Here is an 18792-nt window from a genome sequence, read left to right as displayed (position 1 = left end):
GCAGTAACGGGGTAGAACCCCTGACCCGGTCAAACTCGCCAGCCATGGGATCAGTCATCAACAAGTACGCAAGGCGATAGAACAAGCTAACCAGGAAACCGGGGGAGCAGTGCTGACGCTGGGCGAAGCGGAGTTCATGGTGCGCTCCAGTGGCTACCTTCAGTCACTCGAGGATTTCCGAAAAATCCCACTAAAACTGGTTGATGGAGTGCCAGTACAGCTTGGAGATGTGGCGCAGATTCGCCTTGGTCCGGAGATGCGGCGTGGTATTGCCGAGCTGGACGGTGAAGGGGAAGTCGTCGGCGGGGTCGTCATTCTGCGTTCAGGCAAGAACGCCCGCGCCGTGCTATCTGCCGTGCATGAGCGACTTGAGACACTGCGGGAAAGCTTGCCGGAAGGGGTTGAGATCGTCACCACCTATGATCGAAGTGAGCTGATTGATCGAGCGGTAACAAACCTCAGTTACAAATTGATTGAAGAGTTCATTGTAGTTGCACTGGTGTGCGTATTGTTTCTTGGCCATTTGCGTTCGTCACTGGTGGCCATCATTTCCCTACCGCTGGGAATCCTTGCTGCCTTTATTGTGATGCGTTACCAGGGTATCAATGCCAATATCATGTCGCTTGGCGGCATTGCTATCGCTATCGGCGCTATGGTGGATGCAGCAGTGGTGTTAATCGAAAACGCTCACAAGAAAATTGAGATTTGGCATCGGGATAACCCAGGGCAATCTCTGACTGGTAATGCGCATTGGCGAGTCATAGAGCAAGCAGCTGTCGAAGTGGGGCCAGCGCTGTTCTTCTCGTTGCTAATTATTACCTTGTCGTTTATTCCTGTCTTTACCTTGGAAGCACAGGAAGGGCGGCTATTTGGCCCACTGGCATTTACCAAAACCTGGGCTATGGCGGCGGCAGCCGGCCTATCGGTGACATTGGTTCCACTGTTAATGGGGTACTGGATTCGGGGAAAGATACCTTCCGAGGAAAGTAATCCAATCAGTCGCTTTTTGATTAGTTGTTATCAACCCGTACTAGAGCGAGTCTTGGCGTGGCCGAAAACCACCTTGCTGGTTGCCGGTTTAGTTTTTGTTACCGCCTTTTGGCCGCTAAGTCAGCTTGGTGGTGAATTTTTGCCACCGCTGGATGAGGGCGATTTGCTGTATATGCCAAGTGCCTTACCAGGCTTGTCAGCACAAAAAGCTACCGAGCTTCTACAGCAGACCGATCGGTTGATCAAAACGGTGCCTGAGGTGGAGCAGGTATTCGGCAAGGCGGGGCGTGCGCGGACAGCGACTGACCCTGCACCATTGACGATGTTTGAAACCACCATCCGTTTCAAACCCAAGGACCAATGGCGTGAAGGCATGACAACGGAGAAGCTTGTCGAAGAGCTGGACCGTATTGTACGCGTGCCTGGACTGGCAAATATCTGGATTCCTCCGATACGCAATCGTATCGACATGCTTGCCACTGGCATCAAGAGCCCAATTGGCATCAAAGTAGCGGGTAATGACCTAGAGATCATTGACCAGGTGAGCCGTCAAATCGAACAGGTAGCCAAACAAGTACCCGGTGTCTCCTCAGCATTGGCTGAACGGTTGACTGGTGGTCGTTATGTGGATATCGATATTCGGCGTGGCATTGCGGCTCAGTATGGCCTCAACATCGCGGATATTCAGTCGGTGGTCAGTGGTTTGATTGGTGGTGAAAACATCGGTGAGACAGTGGAAGGGCTGGAGCGTTACCCGATCAGCCTTCGATATCCTCGCGAGTGGCGCGACACGGTGCATCGCTTACGCGATTTGCCCATAGTCACTCCCGAAGGAAAACAAATTACCCTCGGAACCGTGGCGGATATCAAGATTACCGATGGGCCGCCGATGTTAAAAAGTGAGAATGGCCGACTGTCTGGGTGGGTGTATATCGATGTTCGGGGGCGTGACCTGGCCTCGGTAGTGGATGATCTACGTGCCTCAGTGAATGATGGAGTCAGGTTGCCAGAGGGGGTCAGCTTGTCCTTTGCCGGTCAGTTCGAGTTCCTGGAGCGGGCCAATGCGAGGCTAAAAGTGGTGGTACCGGCGACCTTACTGATTATTTTCGTACTGTTATTCCTGACCTTTCGCCGTGTCGGTGAAGCCTTGCTGATTATGGCGACGCTACCGTTCGCGGTGACCGGTGGTATCTGGTTCTTGTATCTGCTGGACTACAACCTGTCAGTGGCTACTGGTGTCGGCTTCATCGCCCTGGCGGGTGTCGCTGCGGAGTTTGGCGTGATCATGTTGCTGTACCTAAAGCAGGCGTGGCAGGAGAGACAGGAGCAGGGTCAAAAGGGTGAAGCTGCCTTGATGGGTGCTATCCGTGATGGCGCGGTATTACGTGTTCGACCTAAGGCGATGACTGTAGCTGTTATTATTGCCGGCCTTCTTCCGATTTTCTGGGGGGGAGGCACAGGTAGCGAGATCATGAGCCGCATTGCTGCACCCATGGTAGGAGGGATGGTAACAGCACCTTTGTTATCACTTTTCGTGCTGCCCGCAGCCTATCTGCTGATGCAACGACGTGATAGGAATCCGGATTGACCAAGCGTAAAGCTTGGGTGGTAATCTCCTAGTCTTGGCGCTGGATCAGCTGCTGATCCGGCACTGATAATTGGGGGGGGGGCTGCGATACCCCCCCGAAACGAATAGTCATGTCCAGATGCCCTATGGATGGCTGGTTGTGGTAGAGAGTCACAGGGGCAATAACTTATTTCTCTATAGAACAATAGGTTACGATGTTTTTGGGGGATTTTGCACGTTTGTCTGCCAACCCTCAAGATGGCACCATTTACCTCCGGGCTGAACGGCGGACCAAAACTAAACAGGTATGTCGTAGTATTTGCAGCTAAAAAAACACTGCATGCTTAGCCCTCAAGAACTGTGCTGCATCATGGCTGATTTTACACATCACAAACGGTGAGGATCCATTTAAGATATAAAGATACGCCTTGGTGCACTAAGCCAAGCGGCGGCCTGATTCTTATCGCCATCAAATCCTCTAAAGCCGAAATAAGGGCGAGTAATCGCGGCCGCCAAACTCCAACTCGGCCGGGCTAAATCCATTAACGTGCACCAGACATTATTTACTTGCCCGTATTTGAGCGGGTGAAGCTGAGAACCAACGATTACAGGCCCGAGTAAGTGAAGAGTGCTCTGAAAATCCTAGCAAACTAGCTATTTGCTTCAGTGGGAGATCGGAATCACGCAAAAAACGCAAAGCAGCAGCTTTGTAAACATCCTCTCGAATAATCTCGAAATTTTCACCTTCACCGTGGAGGTGGCGCTGGAGTGTCCGAGGATGCATTTTTAGAATGCTTGCAATCTCTGCTTTAGTGCCTTTGCCTGTTCCCATTGTCAGTAGCAGTGTCTGGCGAACACGTTCACTCAGCCCCGATGCGACTGGTGCGATATTTTTATCGATGTAATCGAGGGCTAGACGGTGAATGACTGAGTTACTGGATTTGAGTTCAGCTTGAAGTTCGCTGTGTTCGGCATGAATGCCAGCAAACGCTTGAGAAAAATAGACAGGGACACCGAAATACCGACGGTAGACTCTTTTCTCGGAAATGGGAGCATGCGGAAAAGAAACTCCGCGAATTCGTATATTTCGGTTGGCAAAAGCCTGAGCCATCCGAAATATACGCCCGATACTTTGTTCTAATCCCTGCGCTTGGGGGATATTCAATGGTAGATGCATGTCAAAGCGAAGCGATGAACTGCCCGGCAGCAATCACATCCTGCCTTACCAGTGGTAGGACCCGACCGATTCACTCTTTGGGTTTTCAGCCAGACTTGAGCTGCCATGCATTAGAACAGAGGGCAGGAGAAGAAGCCCCAGAGCAGTGTGACGACTTTAGGGCTTTACGTGGATGTTACGACGACTTTAGGCCTTCAGTTGTAAGTTTAGCCCTTGTCTTGAAATAGTTTAGATCTTTAGTTGGTCGGCCAAGAGTCTTGAGACGCTGATGTAGCGACAAAGATTTAATTTAACATAATATACATTATGCGCAGTCATTGGGATTCCACCACAAGACAAGGTACACACCTGCATATTCATATTGCACATTCCCTCCGCTTCAACCGACTTACCGGCAAAGCCTGTAAACATTAACGATTCGGGTTTGCATCTATTGCCCATGACCCGTTTAATCGCTGCTACTACGGGGTTTTTACTTTCTGCATGAATTGCTGACGGAGTTCTGATGTTGCTGCGTGCCTTGCGCTCGACCTGGCTGGTGACAGGCTTGTTGCCTTGTTTTGTTTTGGCGGCTGATCCTGTGCCGGTATCCGTGGCTCCAGTCGAAATGCAGCAGCCGGTGCGCGAATTGCTCATCAACGGTACGCTGGCTGCTGATCAGGCGTCTCGACTTTCTCCCTCTGTATCCGGCCTCGTGAGTCGTCTTCATGTGGATATTGGCTCCCGTGTGGAATCCGGCGACGTGCTACTGGAGCTGGATCCGGAACTGAATCGTCTGGCGCTGCAACAGGCACGAGCGACCTTCAAACAGCAGCAGACAACGCTGGCAGATCTGGAACGTCAGCTTGCTGAGGCCAGCAGCCTGATTGCCAAGCGCAGTATTGCTGCCAGTGAGGTGCGTAGTCTGGAAGCCCAGGTTGAGGCCGGCAAGGCGGCTCTGGCGGCCAGCCAGGCGGACGTGGGCCGGCAACAGGCATTATTGGCACGCCACACGCTGAAAGCGCCTTTTTCCGGGGTGATCAGCGGAAAACTCACTGAAGTTGGCGAATGGGTCACCCCCGGCACTCCGGTACTCGATCTGGTCGGCACCGGCCAGTTACACGCGGATTTTGCGGTTCCACAGCGCTATTACAGCCAGATTTCTTCTAAAACCGCCCTCACCGTTCGCCAGGAAAACGCCCTCTCCGGCCTCTCGGATGACGCGGATGGGATTGTGGCCAGCATTGCAGCCATTGTGCCGGTAAGTGACCCGTCTGCGCGTACCTTTACCTTGCGCGCCAGTGTAGACGCCGAGGGGCTGACGCCAGGGATGGCGGTGTTCGGCACTCTGGCGATTCAATCGCAACAGGCAGAACCTGTGGTACCGCGTGATGCCCTGCTTCGTGATGTACAGGGCAATGTGTCCGTATGGTTGGCGGTTGAGGATGAGGAGCACGGTTTGGTCGCGCAGCGCCGGGCCATCAAGGTGAGGCCGGGCCAATCCGATCCGGTGATCGTGACCGACGGCTTGCGCCAGGGGGATCAGGTGGTGATACGCGGCAATGAAAGCTTGCGCGAAGGCGATGCCGTGCTGGTGGCCCAATAATGTTCGAGAAAATTGTACGCAATGGCACCCTGATGACGGTGATCGTATTGATCATCACCCTGCTCGGCGTGCTTGCCGCCCTGCGCATTCCCGTGCAGATGATTCCTGATCTTGAGGTGCGAACGATTTCGGTGCTGACGCGCTGGTCTGGCGCCACGCCCCAGGATGTGGAAAAGGAAATTCTGATTGAGCAGGAAGAATACCTTCGTAACCTGCCCAACTTGCGCCGCCTCACCGCTACGGCCTACAGCGGCGAAGCCGAGATCGAGCTGGAATTCCCTTTCGGGGTGGATATTACTGATGCACTGATCCGCGTAAATAATGCGTTAAGCCAGGTGCCAGCCTACCCGGATACCGTCGATCAGCCCCGCATTCTGTCGTCATCATTCTCCAGCAATTCGTTCATGTATTTCAGCGTCTATCCCCGGCCTGGCAATCCCCGTGGTCTGGATATGGATATGATGCGCGACTTTATTGATGACGAAGTACGCGCCCGCATGGAAAGCGTTCAGGGTGTGTCCATGGTGGAAATGCGCGGTGGCGCGGAGCGGCAGATTCAGGTGCTGCTTGATGCCCAGGCGCTGGCCCAGTTCGGCCTCACGGTGGTCAACGTGCGTGACGCCTTGCGCACCCGCAACCGGGATGTATCCGGTGGCGAAGTAGACAGCGGCAAGCGCCGCTATCTGCTGCGCACCGTGGGGCGCTTTGATTCACTGGAAGATCTGAACAATCTGATCCTGCAACGCCAGGGCGATTCCGTGGTTCGACTGGACGATGTGGCGACCGTGGTGATGGACCACTACCCGGTGCGCCAGATATCCCGTTTCAACGGTAACGCCGTGATCATGTTGGCGGTGCGACGGGAAACCGGCTCCAACGTGATTGATATCAAGCAGGACATGCTTGAGGAAGTCGCACTGATTCGCCAGGAAGTGCTGGAGCCCGCTGGCATGGACATGACACTGATGTCCGATGACGTGCGCTACGTGGAAGCCTCGGTGGCCAATGTGTGGACCAATCTGGGCATCGGCGCGGTCTTTGCGACCCTGGTGATGTTCCTGTTCCTGCGCTCGGTACGCATCACCGCGGTGGGCGTGATCGGGATTCCCATCTGTACTATTGCGGCTTTTCTTGGCCTGCTGTTGGCTGGCCGTACCATTAATGTGATTTCCATGGCGGGTATTGCCTTTGCCATTGGGATGACACTGGACAATTCCATCGTGGTGCTGGAGAGCATCGAGATGGAACGACGCCGGGGGCTGGACCGGTTCAAGGCAGCCGTAAGCGGCATCCAGAAAGTCTGGCCAGCGGTGTTCGCATCGACCATGACCACGGTGTTGGTGTTCCTGCCGGTGGTCTTTATTCAGGAAGAAGCAGGCCAGCTGTACTCGGATATCGCCATTGCCGTCTCGGCCTCGATTCTGGTCTCCATGCTGGTGGCGATGACCGTCATCCCCACCCTGTCTGCCCGGCTCGACTTTTCTGCCGTGATGAACCATGACGGCCAGCACAGCCGCTGGATGCGAACCATCCAGGGCTGGGCAGCAGCACTGTCTGCCACCCGTCCGCGGCAACTGGCCACGGTGGGCGTGACGATTCTGGCGGCAACGGCCATCGTGGTGTTGCTGACACCGCCGGCGGAGTATCTGCCGGAGGGAGAAGAACCCAAGACCTTCGCGGCCATGAGCGCCCCACCCGGCTATAACCTGGACACCATGATTGCCATCGCTGATGAAGTGGAGGCACAAATTCTGCCCATGGTGGGGGCAGATCCGGCCGATTTTGATAACGGCACCCTGCCCATGCCGCCGCTGAAGTACATGAATATGGGGGTCGCCGCCGACGGCCTGCGTATCATCGCCGAGCCCATGGATCCCGCCCACATGGAGCCCATGATGGATGCGATTACCCGGGTGTATCGTCAATACCCGGGTATGCGTGCCTTTGCCGCACGCGGGTCGATCATCTCCAGTAACGATGGCGGTACCCGCAGCGTGACGCTGGATGTGGCCGGTGCGGATCTGGCGGAAATCTATGAGGTGGCACGCACCCTTTATCGCGAGGCGGAAACCGTTTTCGAGAACCCGCGCATCCAGTCACAACCCGCCAGCCTGTCACTGGCCCAGCCGCTTATCGAGGTGCGTCCCAACTGGTCGCGGGCAGCCGAAGTCCGGTTTACCACCCAGGATCTGGGCTATACCGTGGCGGCGCTCACCGATGGGGCCTTTCTGGACGAGTTCTTCCTCGGCGATGACAAGATTGATATTTATGCCTACAGCCAGCGCACCGGTACCACTCCCTCGCTGACCACCCTGCCCGGCCTGCCGGTGCACACCCCGATTGGCGCCACCGTGCCCCTGTCGTCGCTAGCCGACCTGCAGGAAACCGTGGACACCAGCGTGGTGCGGCGTGTGAATGGCCGCCGGACGGTGACACTCAACATCATTCCGCCACGCAGTGTGCCGCTGGAAACCGGCGTGGACGAAGTCCGCGCCATGGTGCAGCGCCTGCGAGACGACGGCATCATTCCGGATACGATCAGCATCAGCCTGTCAGGGGCAAGCGATCAGCTGCAGGCCACCCAGGAGTCACTCAGCGGTAACTATGTGGTCGCTCTGCTGCTGGTGTATTTGTTGTTGGTGGCAATCTTCAAGCACTGGGGTTACCCGCTGCTGATCATGACGACCATTCCACTGGGGATCGCCAGCGGCTTGCTGGGGCTTGCACTGATGAATGCGGCGGGAATCAGCCAGCCCTTCGACATGATCACCATGCTGGGTTTCCTGATTCTCATGGGGACGGTGGTGAACAACCCGATCCTGATCGTCCATGAAGCCACGGTCAATTTACGCAATGGACTGTCTGCTGCCCAGTCCGTGAGTGATGCCGTGGCCACCCGACTGCGGCCGATCGCCATGACCACGATCACCACTGTCTGCGGTCTGGCACCGCTGGTACTGATACCGGGCGAAGGCACGGAATTGTACCGGGGGGTCGGGGCCATCGTGCTGTTCGGGCTGTTAGGTAGCGCGATAGTTACCGTCTCTTTCCTGGCAGCGCTGACAGCGCTGATACTGGCCATCAGATCCCCAAAAAAACCACCCGGATAACTCCCTGGCCACTTCTCTGCCCCTGCCATGCGGGGGCGTCTTCACGTCCAGCCATCCGCTTTAAGGCTGCGTGCCTGTTGTTCCGTCACAACTTTGCGACTGGGTCGCATTGCCGGGTTGACCTTTGTTTATAAATTGACCACAAAGAGTGTGCGGCCAAGTTCCGTGACGGGCAAAGATCAATGGGTGGCATGGACAATTTGTCCACACAGATGCCGCCGAGTGGGCCTCGCCTTAACGCTTAGAACCAAATAGTATAGCTATATGCCCGGATGACTTGTAAGGGTACTGCTCTGCCCGGATCAAATAGTTCAAAGCCTGAGCAGTCGTCACCGCGGCTTGATCTACATCAAAAAGGGACGCGTTCACGCCTGCTAGATTTGCCAGCGCACAAACCGGAAGGAAACGCACATGGAAAACGCCGTTGCTTCGCCGCCCTACAACTATAAAGTTGTACAGCAATTCACCATCATGTCAGTCGTTTGGGGCATTGTGGGCATGCTGGTGGGGGTCATCATCGCCGCGCAGCTTGCCTGGCCGGCACTCAACTTCAACATCCCCTGGCTGAGTTTTGGCCGTCTTCGCCCATTGCACACCAACGCCGTGATTTTTGCCTTTGGGGGCTCAGCCCTGATTGGCACCTCATACTATGTGGTACAGCGGACCTGTAACGCTGTGTTGGCCTTCCCCAAACTTGCCGCCTTTACCTTCTGGGGCTGGCAGGTAGTGATTGTCGCCGCCGCAATCACCCTGCCGCTGGGTTACACCAGTGCGAAGGAGTATGCCGAACTGGAATGGCCTATCGATATCCTGATTACGCTGGTCTGGGTGTCCTATGCCATTGTCTTCTTCGGCACTATTGCGAAACGCAAGCAGGCTCATATCTACGTAGCCAACTGGTTCTATGGCGCCTTTATCATTGCGATCGCCCTGTTACACGTGGTCAACAACCTTGAGATCCCGGTCTCCGCCTGGAAATCCTATTCGGTCTACGCGGGCACCATCGATGCCATGGTGCAGTGGTGGTATGGCCACAATGCGGTGGGCTTTTTCCTGACTGCAGGCTTCCTGGGCATGATGTACTACTACATTCCAGTGCAGGCACAGCGTCCCGTTTATTCCTATCGCCTCTCCATCGTCCACTTTTGGGCCCTGATTGCGGTGTACATGTGGGCAGGGCCTCATCATCTGCACTACTCTTCACTACCCGATTGGGCGCAGTCTGTGGGCATGGTGTTTTCCATCGTGCTGCTGGCGCCCAGCTGGGGGGGCATGATCAACGGCATGATGACCCTCTCTGGTGCCTGGCACAAACTGCGTACCGACCCGATCATCCGCTTCATGATTGTCGCGCTGTCGTTCTACGGCATGAGCACTTTTGAAGGGCCAATGATGTCCATCAAAACGGTCAATGCACTCAGCCATAACACCGACTGGACCATTGGTCACGTGCATTCCGGCGCACTGGGATGGGTTGCCATGATCACCATTGGAGCAACCTACGTGATGGTGCCCCGGCTCTTTGGTCGTAAGCAGATGTATTCGATTGCCTGGATTAATGCCCATTTCTGGTTAAGCACCATTGGTACTGTGCTTTACATCGCGTCGATGTGGGTCTCCGGGATTATGCAGGGACTGATGTGGCGAGCGGTGAACACCGACGGCACCCTGACGTTCAACTTTGTTCAAGAGCTGGTAGAGCGTCAGCCTTTCTACGTGATTCGCCTTCTTGGCGGTGTCATCTTCCTGGCGGGCATGATCCTGATGGCCGTCAACGTCTACAAAACCCTGCGCGGCGAACGTGACACCCACGGCGCCGACAATGTCTTGCAGACCGCCTGAGGAGAGCCGTCATGTCCAATGCACATGAAGTAGTAGAAAAGAATGTTGGCCTGATGATCGTGCTCACCCTGATTGCCGTGAGTTTCGGTGGGCTGGCAGAAATTGTTCCTCTGTTTTGGCAGAAAGCAACGACTGAGCCGTTGGAAACGCTGGAGCCCTACACCGCACTGGAAATGGAAGGTCGTGATATTTATATCCGTGAAGGTTGCCACGTATGCCATACCCAGATGGTACGGCCGTTGCGGGCTGAAACTGAGCGATTTGGACCCTACTCCGTGGCCGGGGAAGACGTTTGGGAGCACCCCTTCCTGTGGGGTTCCAAGCGCACCGGGCCCGATCTTGCCCGGGTCGGCATCCGGCCGATTACAGAGCAGTGGCATCGTGAGCATTTGCGCGATCCTCGGCAGGTCGTCCCGGAATCCAATATGCCGGCCTACCCCTGGCTGGAAACCACTCCCGTGGACTGGCGCCATACTGAGCGCAAGTTGCGGCTGTTCAAAGATACCTTTGGGGTTCCCTATACCGATGAAGGTATTGCAGAGCAGGTAGAAAAGTTCCAGAACGGCGAATGGTCCGAGGCAAGTGAGGAAGATGCGCTTGTGGCCTATTTGCTCTCCCTTGGTCGCGAGCGCAAGGAGATCAATCCATGAGCTATCACGCCTTGTTTACGCTGGTCTTCTTTGTGGCCTTCATGGCAATGACCTTCTGGGTCTATCGCCCCAGCCGCAAACAGGATTACGAAAAGCTCGCTCATATTGCGCTCGATGCAGAGCGTCAACGGAAGGGGGATGACCAATGAGCAATTTTTGGAGCTGGTTCATTATTGTCATTGTTGCCATCAACCTGCTGGGGTGTGCGGGGTTGTTGCTCTGGAACAACTCGATTTCTGCAGAAGAAGCGGCAAAGGAAACCACCGGGCATTCCTTTGATGGCATTGTAGAGCGGAACTCCCCCCTGCCACGCTGGTGGCTGGGACTGTTCATCGGCACGCTGATCTTTGCGTGTGTGTACCTTGCCCTGTACCCGGGGCTGGGTAAGTTTGAAGGGATGCTGGGTTGGACCAGTGCCAGCCAGTACGATAGCGAAGTGGCATTGGTTGAACGCCAGACTGGCCCCTTGTTCGAACAGTACGCGCAGGTTCCGATTGAAGAACTGATCAACTACCCCGAGGCACTTGCTGTGGGGGGGCGTCTGTTTGCCAACAATTGTGCCATCTGTCATGGATCGGATGCTCGGGGCGCCAAAGGTTACCCGAACCTGGCAGACGATGTGTGGCTTTATGGTGGCTCAGCAGAGCAGATTGTTACCACAATTACGGCTGGACGTCAGGGCATGATGCCACCGATGGCCGCCGCCATCGGCAATACCGATGACGCAGTTCGAGACATGGCAATCTATGTTCAGAGCCTTAGTCGACCCGATGTCGCAAACAAGGGTAGCAACGCTGCCGCTATTGAACGGGCAAAGCCGAAGTTCGTGATGTGTGCAGCCTGCCACGGCCCGGATGGCTCCGGCAACCAGATGCTGGGTGCGCCCAACCTGACCGATGCCAGCTGGCTTTATGGACCTCGCCTCGAAGATATTGAGTACACAATCAGGAATGGCCGTAGCGGGAATATGCCAGCTCATGAAAACCTGCTGACCAAAGAGCGCATTCATGTGATCAGTGCCTACGTTTATAGCCTTTCTCATAAGCCGGACACGAAAGGCCTCCCCTCGCCGTGATGTAAGGCCCTTGGGTCTCTACTTGGACAATCTGTCGCAGTGCCAGCGTCGCTGGGCTGCGTCAGAATGGAATTCACACAGCCACATCTCCATGGGTGGAGGTCAGCCATGTCCGATCCGCAACGTATTCCGATTCACGACGCCAATAGTGACGGGGCTGTGAGCCTGTACAGCAAACGCGAGCGTATTCAGGTAAAAGCCACCAAGGGACGTTTCCAGGCTATTCGCAATGCCACTATTCTTGGCACCATGGGCCTGTATCTGTTCCTGCCCTGGGTGCGCTGGGATGGCCAGCAAGCAGTGTTGTTTGATCTGCCGGGGCGCCAGTTCAGGATTTTTGGCTGGACGTTCTGGCCACAGGATTTTCTGTTCCTTTCGTGGACGTTGATTATTGCCGCATTTGCCCTGTTCTTTTTTACCGTCCTGGCGGGCCGGGTGTATTGCGGTTACGTGTGTCCACAAACGACCTGGACCCGGTTTTTCCAATGGATCGAACACTGGTGTGAAGGCGACCGGCATAGCCGGATAAAAATGGACCATGCCCCGTGGACGATCAGCAAGATCGTCCGTCGAACAAGCAAGCATATTCTTTGGCTGATTCTGGCATTCCTGACCGGCTTGACGTTTGTAGGGTACTTTTCGCCGATCACAGACCTTTCCCTGCGCATTCTTTCTCTGGGATGGGGGGGCTGGGAGCTGTTCTGGGTGGCGTTCTTCACGGTAGCGACCTATGGCAATGCTGGCTTCATGCGTGAGCAGGTGTGTCTCTACATGTGTCCCTATGCGCGCTTCCAGAGTGTGATGTTCGACGACGACACATTGATCGTTTCTTACGATGAGGGGAGAGGCGAGCCTCGAGGACGCGGGGCCAAAAAGAAGCAATCGGAGAATCCCGATGCTCCCGGTGATTGCATTGATTGCGGAATGTGTGTGCAGGTCTGCCCCACTGGAATCGACATTCGTGACGGTCTGCAATATGAGTGCATTACATGTGCGGCCTGCATTGATGCCTGCGACGATGTGATGGACCACATTCGCAAGCCTCGTGGTCTCATCCGGTACACCACAGATAATGCCCTTAATGGCAAGCCCTCTCATATTCTGCGCCCTCGCCTGCTGGCATACGGGGCTGCCCTGCTGGTGATGTCGACGTTGTTTATGGTCAGTCTTTACAACCGGGTCCCCTTGCAAGTCGATGTGTTACGCGACCGTAATCAACTTTATCGAACCACCAGCTCAGGGATGATCGAGAATATTTACCGCATGGAAATTCTCAACAAGAGCCAGACCCCCCAGCGTTATGAACTGGAGCTTGAAGGTCCAGCGGGTTTAAGCATGGAGAATCGTACTGAATTTACCCTGCAGGGCGGCCAGACTCTGACCCTCCCGGTGACCGTCAGCTATGATCCCTATGAAGTTGAAATGACCTCTTCCACGATCTGGTTCACCGTCAGATCGCTGGATGACCCGGATGTGGAGAACCGTCATGAGTCACGATTCATTGCCCCACGGCGATGAGAAGCCCTGGTACCGCCATCCCTATCTTTGGCTTGCCATGTTGTTGCCGGCCTCTGCGGTGGTGGCGGGTCTGGTAACTCTTTATATCGCCATTGTGAATGCCGACTCCCCGGTAGTGGACGAATGGTACAAGGAAGGTAGAGGTATCAATCGCTCGATGGAGCAGGAACAACTTGCTGCCCGCCTTGGTATTGGCCTGGAGCTATCCCAGGTGGGAGCAGGCATTCAGGCGCGCCTTCTCAGCCGCACAGCGATCCCCTTGCCCGAAACCATTACCGTAACCCTGCGCCATCCGACTCTCGCAGAAAGGGACGTGACCATAGAGCTGTTCCAGCTTGACAGTCACCATTACCGTGCGGATGGAACCTTGCCGGTGGATGGCCGACGCAAAGTGACTGTCACCGCAGCGGGAGGTCACTGGCGGCTTTACCAAACCGTGATGACTGGTGATGGGGATCTACAGCTGGGGCACGTGCCCGCTACATGAGCAACACGACTTGTTGGCACTGCAGCAACCCTGCAGTCGGTACCGTGACGGCGCGAACGCCGGAGGGCCCCCGACCGGTTTGCTGCCCTGGCTGCGCCGCTGCCGTTGAAACCATTTACGGCCTGGGGCTAGAGGATTACTACAACGTCCGGGAAAGTGCTGCTCCGATTCCTGATGACAGTCGTATGGCACTTAACCTCGCGCTGTTTTCTGTCCCCGAGCTGGTGGCCCCCCATCTCAGAAGTACCCCGACTGGACAGCAAATACGGTTGCAATTGTCGGGCCTGACTTGTGCGGCCTGTAGCTGGTTGATTGAAAAAACACTGGGTGATCAAACGGGGGTTCACAATGCCAGCGTTAATCTGGCAGGTATGACCCTGAGTGTGGACTATGAGGGAGAAGCCCGGGTTGAGGACACAGCCAGACGAATAATGAGGTTGGGCTATGGGGTGTCGTTGTTGAACGCCCCCCATGAAAAAGCCGCGCAGCAGCAGGAGCAACGAAAACTTGTCGGACGACTGGCTCTGGCGGGACTGGGAGCCATGCAAGCCATGATGTATTCGACTGCACTTTATATTGGTGTATTCGATGGCAGTGATGCGATCTACGAAATCCTTTTTCGTATCGCCAGCCTGATCGTGGCCACACCCGTGGTTTTTTATGCCGGATGGCCATTCTTCCAAGGGGCGATTTCCGGGCTGCGTGACGGACGTCTGACAATGGATGTTCCCATTGCCCTCGCCCTTCTGCTTGCGTGGGCAGGCAGTCTTGTCGTCATGGCCATGGGGGGAAGCCATGTCTATTTCGACTCAGCGGCCATGTTTGTTTTCTTCCTGCTTGCCAGTCGCTGGTTGGAGCTGCGACAACGACAGGCTGTTCACCGTGCATGGCACACATTGGAGGAAACCCTGCCCCTTGCTGTCAGGCAATACGATGAGGGGAACGATAACCCCTGGATCAGTACTCGACAGATTGTCGCCGGCATGTCGTTGGTGCTTTATCAGGGCGAGACCGTTCCCTGCGATGGAGTGATAAAACAGGGCCATGGTGCTTTTGATGAAGCCGCCATTACTGGTGAGTCTCTGCCCCGAGACGGAGTTGCAGGTGATACCGTCCGAGCCGCCAGCAGGCTGGTAGAAGGAAATGTGGTTCTGGAAGCGCTCGGGCCTCCCGCTTCCAGCCTGGTAGCCAAAATCGGTGATCAGGTAGAACGGGCACAACTGGAACGTCTCAGTGTGGTCCGGGACTGGCAACGAGTCGCACCGCTTTTCACCTTGTCTGTGCTCTGTCTGTCGCTCTTTACGTTTATCTGGCACTGGTCCTCCGGACCAGCACAGGCATTCGAATATACACTGGCAGTGCTTGTGGTAACTTGCCCATGTGCCCTTGCTCTGGCGGTTCCGTTGACCGTAACGGCCACTTTGGGCAGTGCCTTGCAGCAAGGTGTCCTGATCGCATCGCCACGTCAGTTTCTCTCTCTGCCAGAGATTGGCGGGGTTATTTTCGACAAAACCGGCACCTTAACCGCCGGGGAATTCCAGTTCATTTCCAGCAAATGTGTTACGGATGACTTCAGCGAGCCGCAACTCATGGCGATTGCTTCTGCCCTGGAGTGGCAAAACCCTCACCCCCTGGCTGCGCCGTTTCAACAACGCTATCGAGACCCTGAGGTTATCGAGATTGAGGCGGATCAATGCGGTGTCACTGGCTTCCGGGGAGAGAGTCGGTGGCGAATCACCGGCTTGCCTGAACAGGCAAGGGATGGCGCCACTTGTCTCGGACTTTACCAGGACGATGAGCTGCGCATGGTGCTATCTCTGGCTGATAACCTGCGCAGCGAGGCCGAAGGCGTCCTTCAGGATCTTGTAGCGCAAGGTATGGTGGTGCGAATGGCGACCGGCGATAACGCCGTTGCCGCAGGAAAGGTTGCCGCCCACCTTCCGTTACAGGAATGGCGTGCAGATCAAACCCCGCAGAGCAAACAGGAATGGATAGCCTTGTTGGAGCAAAACCAGCGCCAATTAATGGTGGGTGATGGTATCAATGATGCCGGAGCCATGCTGGCTGCGAGCGTGTCTGTGGCAACCGGAAATGCCACCAGCCTGGCTCAGCGGGCTGCTGGTATTTTTCTGCTGAACGATTCATTGCGAGCACTTCCCCGCCTTGCACCACTTGCATCGGCCTGCCGGCATCGGATTTGGCAAAACCTGGGCTGGGCTTTTCTTTATAACTTGCTTGCGGTTCCCTTTGCTGTAGCAGGCTGGATTCCACCGTGGGCGGCAGCGATTGGTATGTCTGCCAGCTCGCTGCTGGTGACGTTGAATGCAACAAGGATGGCACGATGGAAATTGTGATTTTGCTGATTCCCCTCGCCCTGCTTTTCCTGGCGGGCGCTATTGCGGCCTTGTTCTGGGCGCTTCGCAAGGATCAATTTGAGGATCTGGATAACGCTTCCTGGCGCGTGGTGTTCGACGATCGTGCCCAGCGTAAAACTTCCCGCCACGATCGCGGAAAGGAATCGAACGCCAATGATCAATGAAACCTTACCCGGACTCATCCTCGCGTCAATATTGATTGGTGCAGGAGGCGCTGGCCACTGTGTGGGCATGTGCGGGGGAATCAGTGGCGCGCTGACCTTTGCGGTGCCAGAACAACGTCGTACCGGGCTAAGGCTTTGGGGTTGGCAGTTGCTGTTCGGCCTTGGGCGACTCGCGACCTATGTTTTATTAGGCGCGACCGCAGGAGCACTGGGTGGCGAATTGCTGGACGCGTTACCGGCTCCGGCCATGACGGTGGGATTGGCGCTGGCCGGTGTATTGATGCTGTTTCTTGCCTTGCATCTTGCGGGCAAGGGAGGGTTGCTGATGGGGCTGGAGCAAGCGGGGAAGTCTCTTTGGCGCCGCATTCAGCCTGTGACAAGGATCTTTATGCCCATCGACCGGATTCACAAGGCCTGGCTGTTGGGGATGGTGTGGGGTTTGTTACCTTGCGGGCTTGTTTACGCCGCATTAGCACTGGCCGCCACCTCTGGAACCGCCACCAGCGGGGGGCTGGTGATGGCGGCATTTGGCTCTGTCACTGTTGTTCCCGTGGCGGCAACTGGCATTGTGGCATCCCGGTTGACCCTGTTGAGAGGGCCCCGTGCGCGGAAAGTGTCGATAGCAATGGCGCTATTGCTCTCTGGCTCCTTCTTCCTGATGGCATGGTGGATGAGTTCCAGCGGGCATGATCATGCACATCACCACTTGGATTCTCCTCATCACGGGCATGTCGCCCCCTCCTCGTTACCAGACACTCATCGACATTGACCCAGATCAAGATTGGCTGGCCCCTGTCCCGGGATAATAGGGACAGATTTCAGGGAGTCAGCCGATATGCAAGATTGGAACGAAGCGTTAATAGGTCGCTACGGAGGGCCCGGGCCGCGCTATACGTCGTACCCTACGGCTCCCCTGTTTCATGAGGATCTTCCTGTTGATGCCTTTGTTGAGGCCATGGAGGAAGGCAACAAGGCACGCCGCCCTCTATCGCTCTATGCCCATGTCCCGTTTTGCCACCACGTATGCTACTACTGTGCCTGCAACCGCATAATTACTGCGGATCGCAGCCTCGCCGAGCGTTACCTGCAACACCTCAAGAAGGAAATTGTCAGGGTCGCGCAGCATGTAGATTCCCGCCGTCAGGTAACACAGCTGCATTGGGGCGGAGGCACCCCTACCTATCTGACAGATGCACAGATCACTGAGCTGGTGTATCACCTGGCCCGGCATTTCAACCTGCGTGAAGATGACCGTGGTGACTATGCGATCGAAATCGACCCTCGTACTGTGAATAGAGCCCGTCTGGGGCTGTTGAGAGGTCTTGGATTCAATCGCCTTAGCATTGGGGTCCAAGACCTGAATCCCTTGGTGCAACAGGCGGTCAACCGCATACAGTCCTATGAAATGATTAGCGATACCTTGGGCTGGGCGCGGGACTTTGGTTTCAAATCGATTAACGTTGACCTGATTTCCGGCCTTCCGTGGCAAACCGAAATGACTATGGCCCGTACCCTTGAGCAATTGATCAATCTCAAGCCGGAGCGTATCTCGTTATATGGTTATGCGCATTTGCCCGATCGATTCAAGATTCAGCGTCAGATAGACGACGCGGCTCTCCCCTCTCCTACCGAAAAGATACGCATGAACGTACGCGCAGGTCGAATGCTGCAGCAATCCGGATATCGCTTCATCGGGATGGATCACTTTGCACTGGAATCCGACGAAATGGCAGTGGCTCAGCGCAATGGGCTGCTACACCGCAATTTCCAGGGTTACACCCTGCATGGCGACGCAGACTTGCTCGGAATGGGGGTCAGTGCGATCAGCCAGGTGGGCAATTTGTACGTTCAGAATCACAAAGTGTTGAGTGACTGGCAGGCAGCGATTGGCCAGGATCAGTTGCCTCACCATAAGGGCTACCTGCTGGACAAGGCTGATCTCATCCGGCGGGACATCATTATGAAGCTACTGTGTGATTTGCGCCTTGATATCCCGGCGTTTGAGCAGCAATGGGAGATTTGTTTCCGGACGCACTTTGCTGATGCCATGGTCCAGTGGCGGGATTTTGCCGAGCAGGGGCTGGTGGTATTCAATGACGATACACTGATCATAACCGAGCAGGGCCGTTTGGTTAGCCGGGCCCTGGTGCAGCCGTTCGATGCGTACCTGGGAAACAGGCAAACCAAAGGGTTTAGTCGTATAATCTGAACCAGAGTCAGCCATGTATTGCGCGCTGAAACGCGCATGAATT

Annotated in this window: 13 protein-coding genes and 1 pseudogene; 13 read left to right on the top strand and 1 reads right to left on the bottom strand. The window is 55.6% G+C overall.

Going from position 1 to position 18792, the window contains the following annotated elements:
- Positions 1 to 28: 28 nt before the first annotated feature.
- Positions 29 to 2578: pseudogene (locus Q672_RS19745) on the top strand (efflux RND transporter permease subunit); the annotation flags it as partial.
- Positions 2579 to 3116: 538 nt separating this feature from the next.
- Here Q672_RS19745 and Q672_RS33915 read toward each other — a convergent pair.
- On the bottom strand, positions 3117 to 3767 hold the full coding sequence (locus Q672_RS33915; protein WP_081703581.1) for an AraC family transcriptional regulator: 651 nt from the start codon (positions 3765 to 3767) through the stop codon (positions 3117 to 3119).
- 472 nt (positions 3768 to 4239) lie between these two features.
- Between Q672_RS33915 and Q672_RS19740 the strand changes: the two genes are divergently transcribed.
- The 12 genes from Q672_RS19740 (at position 4240) to hemN (ending at position 18749) form a co-directional block, all read left to right on the top strand.
- The gene (locus Q672_RS19740; protein WP_022984134.1) at positions 4240 to 5319 is read left to right on the top strand and encodes an efflux RND transporter periplasmic adaptor subunit; all 1080 of its coding nucleotides are present in this window, start codon (positions 4240 to 4242) and stop codon (positions 5317 to 5319) included.
- Positions 5319 to 8429, top strand: coding sequence for an efflux RND transporter permease subunit (locus Q672_RS19735; protein ID WP_022984133.1), 3111 nt, complete (start codon positions 5319 to 5321; stop codon positions 8427 to 8429). Before Q672_RS19740 ends, Q672_RS19735 begins: the two co-directional genes overlap by 1 nt.
- A gap of 411 nt (positions 8430 to 8840) precedes the next feature.
- The gene (ccoN, locus tag Q672_RS19730; protein WP_022984132.1) at positions 8841 to 10271 is read left to right on the top strand and encodes a cytochrome-c oxidase, cbb3-type subunit I; all 1431 of its coding nucleotides are present in this window, start codon (positions 8841 to 8843) and stop codon (positions 10269 to 10271) included.
- Between the two features lie 11 nt (positions 10272 to 10282).
- Positions 10283 to 10921: a cytochrome-c oxidase, cbb3-type subunit II gene (ccoO, locus tag Q672_RS19725; protein ID WP_022984131.1), complete on the top strand. Its 639-nt coding sequence runs from the start codon at positions 10283 to 10285 to the stop codon at positions 10919 to 10921.
- Positions 10918 to 11070, top strand: coding sequence for a cbb3-type cytochrome oxidase subunit 3 (locus Q672_RS19720; protein WP_022984130.1), 153 nt, complete (start codon positions 10918 to 10920; stop codon positions 11068 to 11070). Before ccoO ends, Q672_RS19720 begins: the two co-directional genes overlap by 4 nt.
- Positions 11067 to 11996, top strand: a complete 930-nt coding sequence (ccoP, locus tag Q672_RS19715; protein ID WP_022984129.1) for a cytochrome-c oxidase, cbb3-type subunit III — start codon at positions 11067 to 11069, stop codon at positions 11994 to 11996. The genes Q672_RS19720 and ccoP overlap by 4 nt, the downstream gene beginning before the upstream one ends.
- A gap of 108 nt (positions 11997 to 12104) precedes the next feature.
- Positions 12105 to 13514, top strand: coding sequence for a cytochrome c oxidase accessory protein CcoG (gene ccoG / locus Q672_RS19710; protein ID WP_022984128.1), 1410 nt, complete (start codon positions 12105 to 12107; stop codon positions 13512 to 13514).
- Positions 13483 to 14001: a FixH family protein gene (locus tag Q672_RS19705; RefSeq protein WP_022984127.1), complete on the top strand. Its 519-nt coding sequence runs from the start codon at positions 13483 to 13485 to the stop codon at positions 13999 to 14001. Before ccoG ends, Q672_RS19705 begins: the two co-directional genes overlap by 32 nt.
- A complete protein-coding gene (locus Q672_RS19700) occupies positions 13998 to 16355 on the top strand; it encodes a heavy metal translocating P-type ATPase (RefSeq protein WP_031225898.1) in 2358 nt (785 codons plus the stop codon). The genes Q672_RS19705 and Q672_RS19700 overlap by 4 nt, the downstream gene beginning before the upstream one ends.
- The gene (ccoS, locus tag Q672_RS19695) at positions 16343 to 16540 is read left to right on the top strand and encodes a cbb3-type cytochrome oxidase assembly protein CcoS (RefSeq protein WP_022984125.1); all 198 of its coding nucleotides are present in this window, start codon (positions 16343 to 16345) and stop codon (positions 16538 to 16540) included. The genes Q672_RS19700 and ccoS overlap by 13 nt, the downstream gene beginning before the upstream one ends.
- On the top strand, positions 16530 to 17309 hold the full coding sequence (locus Q672_RS19690) for a sulfite exporter TauE/SafE family protein (protein ID WP_022984124.1): 780 nt from the start codon (positions 16530 to 16532) through the stop codon (positions 17307 to 17309). Before ccoS ends, Q672_RS19690 begins: the two co-directional genes overlap by 11 nt.
- A 66-nt stretch (positions 17310 to 17375) precedes the next feature.
- On the top strand, positions 17376 to 18749 hold the full coding sequence (gene hemN, locus Q672_RS19685) for an oxygen-independent coproporphyrinogen III oxidase (RefSeq protein WP_031225897.1): 1374 nt from the start codon (positions 17376 to 17378) through the stop codon (positions 18747 to 18749).
- The last annotated feature ends 43 nt before the right edge of the window (positions 18750 to 18792 follow it).

The sequence above is a fragment of the Alcanivorax sp. P2S70 genome (genome assembly GCF_000475295.1).
Taxonomy (GTDB): Bacteria; Pseudomonadota; Gammaproteobacteria; order Pseudomonadales; family Alcanivoracaceae; genus Alcanivorax; species Alcanivorax profundi.
The sequence above is the reverse complement of the archived record's forward strand: the minus strand, read 5'-3'. Positions and strand labels throughout refer to the sequence as shown.